Raw genomic sequence first — 15,427 nt, 5'->3', positions numbered from 1 at the left:
TATTAGGCTTTAACCACTTTAACCGCACATTTTTTGAAGTCGGTTTCTTTGGAAATCGGATCGGTTGCATCTAAGGTCAACGCGTTTGCCAACTGCCCGACATCAAAGAACGTAGTATAAACTAAGCCGCGCGGCACTTTATTCCGCCCGCGGGTATCCAAGAACGACACCATTTCCCCGCGACGGGACACGACTTTAACTTTGTCGCCGTGACGCATACCGCGTGCTTGCGCATCCAACGGGTGCATATACACCAAGTTGTTCGGGAAAGAGCGGTGCAGTTCGGGCACGCGGCGAGTCATACTGCCGGTATGCCAGTGTTCCAGTACACGGCCGGTGGATAACCACAAGTCGTACTCTTGATCCGGGACTTCCGCAGGCGGTTCGTACGGTACGGCAAGAATAACCGCGCGTCCATCCGGTTGACCGTAGAAATTCACGCCCTCACCGGCTTTAACATACGGATCGTAACCTTCGCGGTAGCGCCATAAGGTTTCTTTGTTTTCCACCACCGGCCAGCGTAAGCCGCGCGCCTTGTGATAGACATCGAAATCCGCCAAGTCATGCGCATGACCGCGACCAAATGCCGCATATTCTTCAAACAAGCCTTTTTGCAAGTAGTAACCGAAATGACGGGATTCATCATTCAGCACGCTGTCGTCCCAGTCACTGATCGGGAATTTATCCACTTGTCCGTTGGTAAACAGGATTTCATATAACGTTTTACCACGATATTCCGGCATTTGCGCCAACAGCTCTTCTTCCCACACTTCTTCCACTTTGAAGTATTTGGCAAATTCTACCAATTGCCACAAGTCAGAACGGGAATCCCCGGTTTTCGGCACTTGTTGACGCCAGAATTGGGTGCGGCGCTCGGCGTTACCGTAAGCGCCTTCTTTTTCCACCCACATTGAGGTCGGTAGAATCAAGTCGGCAGACAGGGCGCTGGCGGTCGGATACGGGTCAGAAACAATGATGAAGTTTTCCGGATCACGCCAGCCCGGCAGACGATCTTCATTGATATTTGGGCCGGCTTGCATATTGTTGTTACACATTACCCACAACACGTTCATTTTACGGTCTTTTAGGGCGCGGTCTTGTGCAACCGCATGGTAACCGACTTTGTCGGAAATCGTGCCTTTCGGTAATTTCCATGCTTTTTCACAGATGTCACGGTGTTTCTCGTTAGTCACCACCATGTCGGCAGGCAAGCGGTGGGCAAAGGTGCCCACTTCACGCGCCGTACCACAAGCAGACGGTTGACCGGTCAAAGAGAACGGTCCGCAACCCGGCAGCGAGATTTTTCCGGTCAATAAATGCACGTTGTACATTAAATGGTTAACCCACACACCACGGGTGTGTTGGTTGAAGCCCATGGTCCAGAAAGAGACGATTTTCTTGTTCGGATCGGCATACAGTTTTGCCAAAGCTTCCAATTGATCTTTCGGCACGCCACTGATTTCATGCGCTTTTTCCAAGGTATATTCTGCAACCAGTTCTTTCAGCTCTTCGAAATTACTGTCATACATTTTACCACTGCCGGCGTTTTGCGCTTTTTGCTCCAGTGGATTCTCAGGACGCAGACCATAACCGATATCGGTCTCGCCTTTTTTGAATTTGGTGTGTTTATTGACGAAATCCCAATTGATGGCGTCATTTTGAATCAAATAGTTGATGATATAGTTCAGGATTGCCAGATCGCTTTGCGGCGTAAAGACTAAGCCGTAGTCCGCCAACTCAAAAGAGCGGTGTTCAAAGGTTGAGAGCACGAATACTTGGCTGTCTTGTTTGGTGAGACGGCGATCGGTGATCCGCGACCACAAAATCGGGTGCATTTCCGCCATATTCGAACCCCATAACACAAATGCATCGGCATGTTCGATATCATCGTAGCAACCCATCGGTTCATCAATTCCGAAAGTGCGCAAAAAGGCGACTGCTGCCGACGCCATGCAGTGGCGGGCATTCGGATCCACGTTGTTAGAGCGCAAACCGGCTTTAAACAATTTGTTCAGCGCATAACCTTCCCAAATCGTGGATTGACCGGAGGTGAAACAACCGACCGCATTGCGTCCGTTTTTGGCAATCGCGGCTTTAAATTTCTCTGCCATGGTGCTGAACGCCATGTCCCAACTGACCGGCGCAAATTCACCGTGTTTGTCATATTGACCGTTGGTCATACGCAACATTGGCTGGGTCAGGCGGTCTTTACCGTACATGATTTTCGGCAGGAAGTAGCCCTTGATACAGTTCAAACCGCGATTCACTTCGGAATCCGGGTCGCCTTGCGAAGCAACCACGCGTCCGTTTTGCGTGCCGACCAGTACGCTACAGCCGGTGCCGCAGAAGCGACAAACCGCTTTATCCCATTTTATTGAATTATCCGCAGCAGCAACATTGACCACCGGAATGCTCAACCCGGCAGCCATGGTTGCCGCAGTTGCGGCGTTGGCTTTCATAAATTCACGACGACTTAGATTCATCTGTTCCCCCACGATTGATTAATCTTGAGCTTGTTGGTGATACACCAAAGAAAGAGCCAACACACCGGAAATATTGCGTGCCGCCTCCATACGTTCTAATAAAACGCCCTGGTTGTGTGACTCCATGACCACCACCAGTTTGCCTGCATTTTCATCAACTGCACTGACATCGGTATATTCCAGCTGTTGTAACGCATTTTTCACAGTACTCATATCTTGCGGACGGCACTGTACGACAACACCGCAAACGTGCCATTCATTTGCATTTTCGCAGGCGGACGCCTCGTTGGTTACAACAGTATTCATTTTCAATTCCCGAAAATTGTAGCTTTTACGGCATTCGGATAAGACGTAAAGCAATTGACATAAATTCAACGTTAAGATTATCCATGCTTTCTGTATAGCCTTAATGCCTCTAAAGAGGTATTTTCATGCTTAATTCAGGAATTGTTGACTTATATCAAGTTACATTCGGCAAAATTATAGTTATATTGTTTTTTATATAACGGATTTGGGCAGAATATAGCACTTGCTTTTTCCCTAACTCATCAGTAGATTTAGTTTATCTTCCACCCAACTTAAAATCTTATGTCTTTCTTCCATTTTAATGCCGCCGCCGCGATGTTGGTTTTTCTGATTATTCTCGGTTATTTCAGCCATAATAATTCAATCATTATTTCTGCCGCCGTACTGTTGGTTATGCAGCAAACCCCGCTAGAACAGTATATTCCATGGTTGGAAAAATACGGGTTATATCTCGGCATTACCATTCTGACTATCGGTGTGCTCAGTCCGTTGGTGTCAGGCAAAATCAAGTTGGAGAATCTCGGCGGCTTACTATTGAATTGGAAAATGATTTTGGCGATTGTGGTCGGGATTTTTGTTGCTTGGCTCGGCGGACGCGGCGTCAGTTTGATGACATCGCAACCGTCGATTATCACCGGCTTGTTAATCGGCACCATTGTCGGCGTCGCTTTTTTTAAAGGCGTGCCGGTCGGTCCGTTGATTGCGGCGGGAATGCTGTCGTTGATTCTGAATCGTTTAGGATGATGTCTACCGCACTTTCGGTTTGACGGGACGGTTTAAAAAACGCCGGCTCTCAATTTTTATTTCTTGAACTGCGTCACAAAAATCACTAGAATGAACGTTCATTCATTTTAGGGGCTTTTGTTTAATGCGACATTCTGAAATTGGGACGGCACAGCAAATTTTGTTGGCGACGGAAATGTTAATGGCCGAGCAAGGGTTGCACGCGCTATCCATGCAAAAGATTGCCAAGGCTGCGGGCATTTCGGTCGGTACGATTTATATTTATTTCAAAAATAAAGATGAATTATTAAGAGAATTGGCCAAATACCTGTTTGCCCGCGTCGATGAGCTGTTGGCTAAAAATCTCGATCCGCAAGCGCCGCTTTTCGATCAATACCGCCAAATGTGGTGGAACTTCTGGAATTTTTTTAATCAGAACCCTCAAATTTTAAAGAATTTTTATCAATATACTACGCTTCCCGGCTTTAATGAACAGGTTAAACGCTATCGCGAAGGGCATGGCTATTGGAATAATTTTGTCAAACTGGGGCAAAAGCAACGGATTGTAAGTCATTTACCGACGGATGTGCTGTTTGCCCTCGGTTTAGAGAGTGCCTTCAAGTTGGCGTTTCGGCAAACGCATTACGCCGAAGTGTATTCTGATGATGTATTGGAAGCCGTCATTAACAAAACATGGCAATCTATTTGCAACTAATTTTATTCTCTTCTTAATCACTTACGGAGTTTTTTATGTCAGACGTTCAAAATAACAAACCGAAGAAATCACGTGCTTTCGTGATGAAATTGGTACTTTTGCTTGTTATTCTGGCTTTTGCTGCCGTTATCGGCTTACAAATGATGAAATCGCGCGGGATGGCGGCGTATTTTGCCAATATGCCGGAACCGATCAATCCGGTCACGGTCACCACTCTGCAAACCCAACAATGGACTCCGGCAATTGAAGCCACCGGGATTATCCGTCCGAATCAAGGGGCAATGCTGAGTTCACAAGCGGCGGGAACGGTGAAAACGATTTTTGTCGAAGCCGGGCAACAGGTGAAAAAAGGCGATTTGTTGATTGAACTGGATTCCGATGTAGAAAAAGCCAATTTAGCGGCTTATCAGGCGCAATTGACTTCGGTGCAGGCAAATTACCAACGCTATGTCACCTTGTTCCGCAGCAAGAGTGTTTCGCAAAGCGATTTGGACAATGCCGAATCGAGCTATAAAGCCTTGGTTGCCAACATTGAATCGGCGAAAGCGACGATTGCCCGCCGTCAGATTTACGCCCCGTTTGATGGTATTGCCGGGATTGTGCAAGTGAATGTCGGCGAATACGTTACCAATGGTCAGGCGATGGTGCGGGTGGAAGACATCAGCACCGCCAAAATTGATTTTTCTATCGGACAAAACAATCTGGAAAACCTGTTTATCGGGCAAAAAGTGACCGCAGTAGTGGATGCCTTTGCCGGAGAGACTTTTGCCGCCAAGATTTCGGCAATCGAACCGGCGATTACCTCTACCAGCGGCTTGATTGACTTGCAAGCGACGGTGGAAGACAGCCGTGACAAACTGTTATCCGGAATGTTTGCCCGGGTGCGCGTCGCCTTGACGACCGAGTATGATCAGTTGGTGTTGCCGCAAGTGGCGATAGCTTACAATATGTACGGCGAAAGTGTGTATCGTTTAACCGCACTTTCCGATGAAGATAAAGAAAAATATGCCGGCAATAAAAATTTGGACAAAATGTACCGGGCGTATTTGGTCACGGTCAAAACCTTGGATCGCAGCGGCATTTATTCCCATCTGGAAAAAGGGCCGTTACAGTTCGGCGATATTATCGTGACCGGCGGTCAACAACGTTTGAGTAACGGCAGTTTGGTGGTGGTTTCCGATAAAGCGGGAATCGGCACGACCCAACCGGCAGAAACACCGAAACTTTAAGCGGCAAGATAGGAAACTACATAGGAAAACACAATGCGTTTTACAGATATTTTTATTCGCCGTCCGGTCTTGGCTGCCGCAATCAGCATTCTGATTGTGATTCTGGGGTTACAGGCGGTTTCCAAGCTGACGGTACGCGAATATCCCAAAATGACCACCACGGTGATCAATGTCAGCACCACCTATGCCGGTGCCGACGCCAGCCTGATTCAGGCATTCGTGACCTCGCAATTGGAAGAGGCGATTGCGCAGGCGGATAATATTGATTATATGTCGTCCTCCAGCAGCCAAAGCTCTTCCAATATTACGGTGAAGATGAAGCTGAATACCGATCCGAACGGCGCGTTGGCGGATGTGTTGGCGAAAGTGAACTCGGTGCGTTCCGCTTTGCCGAGTGATATTGATGATCCGACGATTACCTCGTCCACCGGCGGCTCGGGCATGATGTATGTCAGTTTCACTTCGGAACAGTTAGATTCAAGTCAGGTCACCGACTATATCCAACGAGTGGTGAAACCGCAGTTTTTTACCGTGCCCGGCGTGGCAAAAGTGGATGTCTTCGGCGGCACGCAATATGCCATGCGGATTTGGCTCGATCCGGAAAAAATGGCGGTTCTCGGTTTATCTGCGCCGACGGTAATGAGCGCGCTTTCCAGTAATAACGTGCAAACGGCGGCAGGTAACACCAACGGTTGGTATACCGTCGTGAAAAATAAAGTGAATACCACGACGACGGATATCCAACAGTTAAAAAATCTGGTGATCCGCGCCGACGGCGATAAGTTAGTGCATTTGGGGGATATTGCCACGGTAGAACTGGATAAAGAGCGTGATAGCGCGCGCGCGGTTGCCAATGGCGAAAATGCGGTGGTGTTGTCTATCGAACCCGCCTCTAGCGCCAACCCATTGACAGTAATAGAAAATATTTATCCATTATTAGAAACCATTGAAAAAAACCTGCCGCCGAGTATCCAATCGAAAGTGCTGTATGACCGCACGATTGCGATTAACAGCTCGATTGATGAAGTGGTGAAAACCATTCTGGAAGCAACGTTGATCGTACTGGTGGTGATCACCATGTTCCTCGGTTCTTTCCGCGCGATGATCGTGCCGGTGGTGACCATTCCGATTTCACTGATCGGGGTCATCATGCTGTTGCAGGCATTTGATTTCTCGATCAACCTGATGACCTTGCTGGCAATGATTCTTGCCATCGGCTTGGTGGTAGATGACGCCATCGTGGTGTTGGAAAATGTTGACCGACATATCAAACTGGGAGAAACCCCTTTCCGAGCGGCGATTATCGGAACGCGTGAAATTGCCGTGCCGGTTATTTCGATGACAATCGCTTTGTGTGCGGTGTACTCGCCGATGGCGTTAATGGACGGGATCACCGGAACCCTGTTTAAAGAATTCGCCTTGACCCTTGCCGGAGCCGTGTTGATCTCCGGAGTGATCGCGTTGACCTTATCACCGATGATGTGCGCGCATTTGTTGAAAGCCCATGCCGACCCGAGTAAATTGGAGCAATGCGTTGAAGGCTTCCTGCATAAGCTGACCGAAAGCTACCGCACTTTGCTTGCGCTGACCATGGCAAACCGTTTCTGGGTGCTGGGTTTCGCGGCGATTATTTTTGCGACGTTACCGGTGTTGTTCGGTTCATTATCCAGTGAATTGACGCCGAACGAAGATAAAGGCGCATTATTGGCGATCGGCACCACTTCCGCCAATAAGAATCTGGATTATGTACAGGATTCGATGGCAGCGTATGAAACCCTGCTGAAAGAGACCCCGGAAATTCAATTCTCGCAAGTGATTTCCGGCGTGCCGAGTTCGAATAACGCCTTGGCAATCGCCACCTTGATCGATTGGAACGAGCGCACGCGTAGTCAGGCGGAAATTATGGCGGATTTGAATAACCGTGCCAAAAACATCCCTGAAATTTCGGTCACCGGTTTCCCATTCCCGGAAATCGACACCGGCGAGCAGGGCATGCCGGTTTCTTTCGTGATCACCACCCCGAACAGCTATGAAGATTTGGTGTTGATCGCCCAATCGGTGTGGGAAGCGGCGCAACAGTCAGGGCAATTTATTTTCAGCAATCTGGATTTAAGTTTTGATACCGCCGAAATGAACATGCGTATTGATATGGATAAAGCCAATTCTTATGGCATTACCATGAGCCAAATCAGTACCACACTCGGCAGTTTCTTGTCCGGTGCGACCATTACCCGGGTTGATATCGAAGGGCGGGCTTACCGGATTATTTCCGGGGTGGAACGTAAAAAACGCCTCAATCCGGAGTCGATGAACAACTATTTCTTAACCGCACATGACGGACGTTCGGTGCCGCTAAACAGCTTGGTCAGTTTGGAATTAAAAACCCAGCCGCTAACCCTGCCGCGTTTTAACCAGCTGAATTCCGCCGTTATCAGCGGTGTACCGACCGGTTCGCTGGGCGATGCCGTCAACTGGTTCCAAACCACGGCGGCAGAGATGTTGCCGCACGGTTATACCTATGATTTCCGCGGGGAATCGCGCCAATTGGTACAAGAAGGCAGCTCGCTCGGCACCACTTTCGGCTTGGCGGTGATTATCATCTTCTTGGTGTTGGCGATTCAATTCGAATCGGTGCGTGACCCGTTGGTGATCATGGTGTCTGTGCCGTTGGCAATCAGTGGCGCGTTGTTGGCGCTGAATTTACTCAGCTTCTTAGGCACGGTGGGAACCACCTTGAATATCTATTCCGAAGTCGGATTGATTACGCTGGTCGGCTTGATCACCAAACACGGGATTTTGATGTGTGAGGTGGCGAAAGAAGAGCAGTTATTGCACGGCAAAAACCGAATCGAGGCGATTTCCGAAGCGGCACGTATTCGTTTGCGTCCGATTCTGATGACCACCGCCGCGATGATCGCCGGTTTGATTCCGTTGTTGTATGCCTCCGGTGCAGGCGCGGTGTCGCGTTTCAGTATCGGGGTGGTGATTATTTCCGGTCTTGCGGTCGGAACACTGTTCACCTTGTTTGTATTGCCGGTGATTTATACCTTTATCGCCAGTCAACATAAACCGCTGCCGGAATTTGACGAAAACCAACCGGTTATCGAAGATCACGGACAATTGGATCAACAACATTAATACGTGATCTGGAAAAGGAGCTGCAATTGCGGCTCCTTTTTTGTTGGTTTGAAGAATTGCGCTTGACTAAATCGATCCGCCTGCTACAAATAGTATTGTCTGATTTAACCAATAAAATAGGGGAAATTATTATGCCGCAAACAAGCAAGACGACGGACAGCGCAATAAAACGGGATTGGCTGCAAAAAATCGAATATATCGGCAACAAACTGCCGGATATAACCATGCTGTTTATCTATGCTTTGGTTATTTGCTGGTTGTTGTCTTGGGGGTTGTCTTACTTGGATTTCGATTATATCAATCCGGTGACCAAACAACCGCTGGTTATCGTCAATCTGTTCCAACCGACGGAAATTCTGGCTTTCTTTACGGCGCTCACTAAAAATTTCGTCAATTTCCCGCCGCTGGGGATTACGATTGTGGCGACCATCGGGATCGGGATCGCCGAAGCGAGCGGTTTTATCAATGTCGGCTTAAGCCGTGCCTTAAATATCATTCCGCAAAAAATCGTGACGCCGGCGGTGATTACGGTGGCTGTGTTCGCCCATATCGTAGCGGATTCGGCGTATGTGATTTTAATGCCGGTCGCGGCATTGGTGTTTTATTCGGTCGGTAAACACCCGTTGTCCGGTATTGCCGCCTCGTTTGCCGGATTAGCCGGTGGCTTTTCCGCCAGTTTTACCCCGTCGATTATCGATCCGATTATGCAGAGCTTTACCCAAAATGCGGCGCGGATTATCGATCCGACCTATGAAGTGAATATCTTAGCCAACTATTTTTTAAGTTTCGGCAGCACCTTTTTTGTGATCGGCGTTTGTTGGTACATCACCGATAACATTATCGATCCCCGTTTGAAAAGAACGATGCCGCTGGATAACGATTTAGACAATCGGCACACCGAAATTCAACCGCCGTCGCCGTTGGATCTGAAAGCGTTCCGCTGGGCAAGTGCGGTTTTTGTGTTGCTTGCGGCCGGTCTGTTCTTTGCCGCCGCACCGCAGGATTCGTTGCTGCGTTCGCCTGAAGGTTCGCTGACCAGCCCGAGCGCCCCGATTATGCAGATGATCGTGCCGTTGTTATTGCTGTTTTTTGCCGTGCCGTCGCTGATTCACGGCGTGATCGCCAAAACCTTCAGCGACACGCGCACCGTCACCAAATCGATGGAAAAAATCACCTATACGCTGGTGCCGTTTATCGTCTTTTCCTTTTTTTGCGCACAGTTTCTCTACTCTTTCAACCGTTCGGGGATCGGCACGTTAATCGCCTTGTCGGGGGCGGAATTTTTGAAGTCGCTGCAAATGCCGTCGGCAATTACGATTTTCGGCGTATTACTCCTGACCGCACTTTTAAATATCATCATCACCTCCGCCACCTCGAAATGGGCGATTTTATCTTCGATTCTGGTGCCGATGTTAATGTCGGTCAATATCTCGCCTGAATTGACGCAGGCGGCTTTCCGTATCAGTGATTCGGTGGTCAACGTGTCAACGCCGATGTTTGCTTTTTATCCGTTGTTAATTTCATATTGCCAACGTTATTGTAAAAATACCGGGGTCGGCACGCTGTGTTCGATGATGATTCCTTATACCATCGGTTTATTTATCGTCTTGACACTGGTGCTGTATCTCTACTGGTGGCTGGGCATTCCGCTCGGCTTTGACAGTGGCTACAGCTACCCGAAAGCATAGGAGGAAAGTATGCAACAGCAATTAGTCGAACGTTTTTTCCGTTATTTGGCGATCAGCAGCCAAAGCAATGCCGCCGTTGCCGGCGTGCCCAGTTCGGACGGGCAGTGGCAAATGGCGCAATTACTCGCCGAAGAGCTGAAACAGCTCGGTTTAAGCAAGGTGGAAATCGATCAACACGCTAACGTGACCGCACTTTTGCCCGGCAGCGTGCCGAATGCCACGCCTATCGGTTTTGTGGCGCATATGGACACCGTTGATGTGGCGCTTTCGCCGGCGATCTCGCCGCAAATCCGTGTCTTCGACGGCGCAGACATTCTGTTAAACGAACAGCACAACATTTGGCTGAAAGTCGCGGAACACCCTGAAATTCAAGCCTATTTGGGGCAAGAGATTATTTTCAGCGACGGCACCAGCGTGCTGGGCGCGGATAATAAAGCGGCGATCGCCAACATTATGACCGCACTTTCGCTTATTCGGCAACGGAATATCGCCACCGGCGATATTTATATAGCCTTTGTGCCTGACGAGGAAATCGGCTTGCGCGGTGCGAAATTACTGGATTTAAGCCGCTTTAAACCGGATTTCGCCTACACGATTGATTGCTGTGAATTGGGCGAAGTGGTGTATGAAAACTTCAATGCCGCCGCGGCTAAGATTGTGATTAACGGTATCAGCGCTCACCCGATGTCCGCCAAAGGGGTGATGGTCAACCCGATTTTGGTCGCCCATGATTTAATCAGTCAATTTGACCGCCAACAAACGCCGGAATGCACCGAACAGAAAGAGGGGTATTGGTGGTTTAATCAATTTGAAGCCAATCAAAGCCGCGCCGAGTTACAAATCGCGATCCGGGATTTTGATCAACGCGCGTTTGAACGACGCAAGGCGTTTATTACGCAAGCGGTGGAAAAGACAAAACGGCAATATCCGCAAATTACGATCGCGTGCACGATCAACGATATTTACGGCAATATCGCCAACACCTTAAGCGACGATCGGCGCTCGATCGATTTGTTATTCAGCGCCATGCAGCAGCTCGGCATTGCCGCCAAAGTCACCCCAATGCGCGGCGGCACCGACGGCGCAGCCTTATCGGTCAAAGGCATAACCACCCCGAACTATTTTACCGGCGCGCATAATTTCCATTCCAAATTCGAATTTCTACCGCTGCCGTCGTTTGTCAAATCCTGCGAATTGACCTTGCAGCTGATCAAACAGGCGGCGGGCGGATAAGCCGCCGCTAAAAGTGCGGTCGCAAAACGGAATAACGGCGCGGATTATTCCGTTTTCTTTTGTCGCCGGAATGGGCTGATTTGTCGAGAAAATTTCACAAAAAAAGCGGTTCGGTGATAAACTAACGCACAATTTGAATTATCTTTGAACAGACTTGAATTCATAACCGAATCGACACAGCAGTAGTGAGAGAACAGCAATGACGGATAACAAGAAAAAGGGCGGTTTTTGGTCTTGGTTGGGCTTGGGCAAAAAAGAGCAACAAGAACAGCAGCAAGCCGAGCAAGAGCGGTCAGCGCAAGCGGAACAAGTGCGGTTAGCGCAGGAACAAGCAGCACGGGAAGCGCAGGAACAAGCAGCACGGGAAGCGGCAGCGCAAGCGGAACAAGAGCGGTTGGCGCAGGAACAGGCAGCACGGGAAGCGGCAGCGCAAGCAGAACAAGTGCGGTTGGCGCAGGAACAGGCGCAACAGGAAGCGGCAGCGCAAGCGGAACAAGTGCGGTTAGCGCAAGAACAGGCGCAACAGGAAGCGGCAGCGCAAGCGGAACAAGTGCGGTTAGCGCAGGAACAGGCGGAGCGGGAAGCGGCAGCGCAAGCAGAACAAGTGCGGTTGGCGCAGGAACAGGCGCAACGGGAAGCGGCGGCACAAGCGGAACAAGTGCGGTTGGCGCAGGAACAGGCGGAGCGGGAAGCACCGCCAAAAGAACAGGAAAAACCGAGTGAAGGCGGTTTTTTCAGTCGTTTGTTGAAAGGCTTGGTGAAAACCAAACAGAATTTGGGGGCGGGTTTCCGTAATCTGTTTGTCGGTAAAAAAATCGACGATGAACTGTTTGAAGAGTTGGAAGAGCAATTGTTGATTGCCGATATCGGTATGCCGACCACCACGAAAATTATCCATAACTTGACCCAGCACGCCTCGAAAAAAGAGTTGGGTGACGCTGAACAGCTGTACCAAAAATTGAAAGAGGAAATGGCGGCGATTCTACAACCGGTTGCGCAACCGTTAGTCATCACTGATAAAAAACCATTTGTGATTTTAATGGTCGGGGTGAACGGGGTCGGCAAAACCACCACCATCGGCAAATTGGCGCGTCAGTTACAATCGGAAGGCAAATCGGTGATGTTGGCGGCAGGCGACACCTTCCGTGCCGCAGCGGTGGAGCAGTTGCAAGTCTGGGGCGAGCGCAACAATATTCCGGTGGTGGCACAAAGCAGCGGTTCCGATTCCGCCTCGGTGATTTTTGATGCCATCGAATCGGCAAAAGCGAAAAATATTGATGTGTTGCTGGCGGATACCGCCGGACGGTTACAAAATAAAAACCACTTAATGGACGAATTGAAAAAAATCGTACGTGTCATGCAGAAGCTCGATCCGCAAGCGCCGCACGAAATTATGCTGACGTTGGATGCAGGTACCGGACAAAATGCCATCAGCCAAGCCAAACTGTTTAACGAAGCGGTCGGCTTAACCGGAATCAGCCTGACTAAATTGGACGGCACCGCCAAAGGCGGCGTGATTTTTGCGATTGCCGATCAATTTAACGTGCCGATCCGCTATATCGGCGTGGGCGAAAAAATCGATGACTTGCGCCCGTTTGAGGCGCAGCAATTTATTGACGCACTGTTTAGTCATGAGAGTGAATAACGCATAAAAGAGAGAAAACATGATCCGTTTTTTAAATGTAAGCAAAGCCTATTTGGGCGGCAAACAGGCGTTACAAGGGCTGACTTTCCATCTGCCGGTCGGCAGCATGAGTTACCTGACCGGGCACTCCGGCGCCGGTAAAAGCACGCTGTTGAAATTGATTATGGGCATTGAGCGTGCCAACGGCGGCAACGTGTTTTTTAACGGACATGATATTACCCGTATCAGCGCCGAGCAGATTCCGTTTTTGCGTCGTCAAATCGGCATGGTACACCAAGATTACCGCCTGCTGACCGACCGCTCGGTGCTGGAAAACGTGTCGTTACCCTTGATTATCAGCGGTATGCACCCGAACGAAATCAAACGCCGTGCGTCGGCGGCATTGGATAAAGTCGGTTTATTACACCGCGCCAACCATTTGCCGTTACATCTGTCCGGCGGCGAGCAGCAACGGGTGGATATTGCGCGTGCGGTGGTGAATCGTCCGCAACTGCTGCTGGCGGATGAACCGACCGGTAATCTGGATAAAGCCTTATCGCAGGAAATTTTCCGTTTGTTTGAAGAATTTAACCGTATCGGCGTCACCGTGCTGATTGCCACCCACGATCATGCGATTATCCAACAACACCCGAAACCGACCCTTGTGCTGGAACAAGGGCATTTGCGCGCATTTCAATAGAGGGCAACAGTATGAGTTCACGTCGTTTACAAGCGCCTTTTTGGATGCAAATCCAATATGTATTGAAGTCGGTGTTCGCCGATTTGTGGTTGAAACGGGTCGGCACTTTGCTGACCGTATTGGTGATTGCGGTTTCGCTCACCATTCCGACCATCAGCTATCTGTTGTGGAAAAATACCAAGCAAGCGGCAACCGAATTTTACCCGGAATCGCAGATCAGCGTGTATTTGGATAAAACCTTGAGCGAAACCGACGCCAATTTGGTAGCGGACAAATTGCGCCGGCAAAACGGCGTCGCCTCACTCAGTTATATTTCGCGCCAACAGAGTTTGGAGGAGTTCCGCGCTTGGTCAGGCTTTGGTACCGAGCTCGAATTATTGGACGATAACCCGTTGCCGGCGGTGGTGATGGTCACGCCGACAGAGGAATATCAACAGGCGAATAAACTGACGGATCTGCGTATGAACCTGACTAAAGTGAAAGGGGTGGACGAAGTGCGGTTAGACAGCGACTGGCTGGAAAAATTGGGCGCCATCACTTGGCTGGCGGGGCGGATTGCGGTGGTTTGCACCCTGTTGATGTTGCTGGCAGTGATCTTGGTGATCGGCAACAGTATCCGTTCCGATGTGTACAGCAGCCGCGCCAATATCGAAGTCACCAAACTGCTTGGCGCCACCGAACATTTTGTGCTGCGTCCGTTTTTATACACCGGCTTAATCTACGGCATTATCGGCGGTATTTTGGCGGCGTTGTTAAGTGCAATCACCATCGCCTATTTTTCTACGGCGATTGCCTATGTCGCCGATATTTTTGCGGTGAAATATGAATTGAACGGAATCAATTTGATTGAAACCCTGTTTATCATCATGCTGGCGGCGTTCACCGGCTGGTGCGGCGCTTGGATTGCGGCGAAGAAACATATCAACCGTTTGGACGAGGGGCGTTAGTTGCCCCTTTTATCTTGTTTAACCGCACTTTACTCTGGCTGAAAAAATAATGTCACAACAAACTTTCCAACAAGTCGTCGAACTGCTGAATCAACAGCAAGCGCGTTACCGCGTGGTTGAACACCCTACTGCCGGCAAATCGGAAGAAGTGGCGAAGATTCGCGGCACCGAACTCGGACAGGGCGCAAAAGCGTTGGTGTGTACCTTAAAAGGTAACGGAGTGAAACAGACGGTCTTGGCAATCCTGCCGGCGGATCGGCAAGCGGATCTGGCAAAAATTGCCGCTGCGTTCGGTGCGCATAAAGCCGCGTTATCCAGCCCGGCGGAAGTGATGAGCTTGACCGACTGCGTGTTCGGCGCCATTCCGCCGTTCAGCTTTCATCCGAAGTTGGCATTAATCGCCGATCCTTCTCTCGCCGAACGTTATTCCGAATTGGCATTTAACGCCGGAACCCTAGAACGTTCGATTATTTTGTATACCGAAGACTATTTTCGGATTGCCCAACCTCAATTAGCCCGGTTTATTCGCCTCACTGGCTAGAGGGATCAATGGCGCTATCGGCGGCGTTCCGTCAGAATAGATGAAAACAACCACCGCACTTTGATGTTTCTCGGTGGCGGTGGTTGTTTCCATGCAAGGT

At 49.6% G+C, this 15,427-nt stretch carries 13 protein-coding genes; 10 read left to right on the top strand and 3 right to left on the bottom strand.

Going from position 1 to position 15,427, the window contains the following annotated elements; all coding sequences use genetic code 11:
• Positions 1-2: 2 nt before the first annotated feature.
• Together napA and ACWA5Z_RS02795 are read right to left on the bottom strand one after the other, a co-directional pair.
• Positions 3-2,483, bottom strand: a complete 2,481-nt coding sequence (gene napA / locus ACWA5Z_RS02800; RefSeq protein ID WP_431053810.1) for a nitrate reductase catalytic subunit NapA — start codon at positions 2,481-2,483, stop codon at positions 3-5.
• Between the two features lie 18 nt (positions 2,484-2,501).
• Positions 2,502-2,789 carry a chaperone NapD gene (locus tag ACWA5Z_RS02795; RefSeq protein ID WP_431053809.1) on the bottom strand — a complete coding sequence of 96 codons (288 nt, stop codon included), beginning with the start codon at positions 2,787-2,789 and terminating at the stop codon, positions 2,502-2,504.
• A gap of 282 nt (positions 2,790-3,071) precedes the next feature.
• Between ACWA5Z_RS02795 and ACWA5Z_RS02790 the strand changes: the two genes are divergently transcribed.
• The 10 genes from ACWA5Z_RS02790 to ACWA5Z_RS02745 all read left to right on the top strand — a co-directional run bounded on the left by ACWA5Z_RS02790 (position 3,072) and on the right by ACWA5Z_RS02745 (position 15,327).
• Positions 3,072-3,533 carry a DUF441 domain-containing protein gene (locus tag ACWA5Z_RS02790; RefSeq protein ID WP_431053808.1) on the top strand — a complete coding sequence of 154 codons (462 nt, stop codon included), beginning with the start codon at positions 3,072-3,074 and terminating at the stop codon, positions 3,531-3,533.
• Between the two features lie 124 nt (positions 3,534-3,657).
• Complete coding sequence (locus ACWA5Z_RS02785) at positions 3,658-4,227, top strand: TetR/AcrR family transcriptional regulator (protein ID WP_431053807.1); 570 nt, start codon at positions 3,658-3,660, stop codon at positions 4,225-4,227.
• A 35-nt stretch (positions 4,228-4,262) separates the two neighbouring features.
• Positions 4,263-5,456, top strand: coding sequence for an efflux RND transporter periplasmic adaptor subunit (locus ACWA5Z_RS02780; protein ID WP_431053806.1), 1,194 nt, complete (start codon positions 4,263-4,265; stop codon positions 5,454-5,456).
• 33 nt (positions 5,457-5,489) lie between these two features.
• Positions 5,490-8,594, top strand: a complete 3,105-nt coding sequence (locus ACWA5Z_RS02775; RefSeq protein ID WP_431053805.1) for an efflux RND transporter permease subunit — start codon at positions 5,490-5,492, stop codon at positions 8,592-8,594.
• Positions 8,595-8,725: 131 nt separating this feature from the next.
• Positions 8,726-10,282 carry an AbgT family transporter gene (locus ACWA5Z_RS02770; protein WP_431053804.1) on the top strand — a complete coding sequence of 519 codons (1,557 nt, stop codon included), beginning with the start codon at positions 8,726-8,728 and terminating at the stop codon, positions 10,280-10,282.
• A 9-nt stretch (positions 10,283-10,291) separates the two neighbouring features.
• Positions 10,292-11,515 (top strand): peptidase T, encoded by a 1,224-nt coding sequence (gene pepT / locus ACWA5Z_RS02765; protein WP_431053803.1) that lies wholly within the window; start codon positions 10,292-10,294, stop codon positions 11,513-11,515.
• Between the two features lie 199 nt (positions 11,516-11,714).
• Complete coding sequence (ftsY, locus tag ACWA5Z_RS02760; protein WP_431053802.1) at positions 11,715-13,160, top strand: signal recognition particle-docking protein FtsY; 1,446 nt, start codon at positions 11,715-11,717, stop codon at positions 13,158-13,160.
• A 19-nt stretch (positions 13,161-13,179) separates the two neighbouring features.
• Positions 13,180-13,839 carry a cell division ATP-binding protein FtsE gene (ftsE, locus tag ACWA5Z_RS02755; protein WP_431053801.1) on the top strand — a complete coding sequence of 220 codons (660 nt, stop codon included), beginning with the start codon at positions 13,180-13,182 and terminating at the stop codon, positions 13,837-13,839.
• Positions 13,840-13,850: 11 nt separating this feature from the next.
• Positions 13,851-14,786 (top strand): permease-like cell division protein FtsX, encoded by a 936-nt coding sequence (ftsX, locus tag ACWA5Z_RS02750; protein ID WP_431053800.1) that lies wholly within the window; start codon positions 13,851-13,853, stop codon positions 14,784-14,786.
• Between the two features lie 49 nt (positions 14,787-14,835).
• A complete protein-coding gene (locus ACWA5Z_RS02745) occupies positions 14,836-15,327 on the top strand; it encodes a YbaK/prolyl-tRNA synthetase associated domain-containing protein (protein WP_431053799.1) in 492 nt (163 codons plus the stop codon).
• Here the strand turns inward: ACWA5Z_RS02745 and ACWA5Z_RS02740 are convergent.
• Positions 15,298-15,420: a hypothetical protein gene (locus tag ACWA5Z_RS02740; protein ID WP_431053798.1), complete on the bottom strand. Its 123-nt coding sequence runs from the start codon at positions 15,418-15,420 to the stop codon at positions 15,298-15,300. The two genes, ACWA5Z_RS02745 and ACWA5Z_RS02740, sit on opposite strands and share 30 nt — an antisense overlap.
• Positions 15,421-15,427 lie beyond the last annotated feature (7 nt).

The sequence above is a fragment of the Testudinibacter sp. P80/BLE/0925 genome (assembly GCF_053570785.1).
Note: the sequence above shows the minus strand (reverse complement) of the source record. Positions and strands in the feature narration are given on the sequence as shown.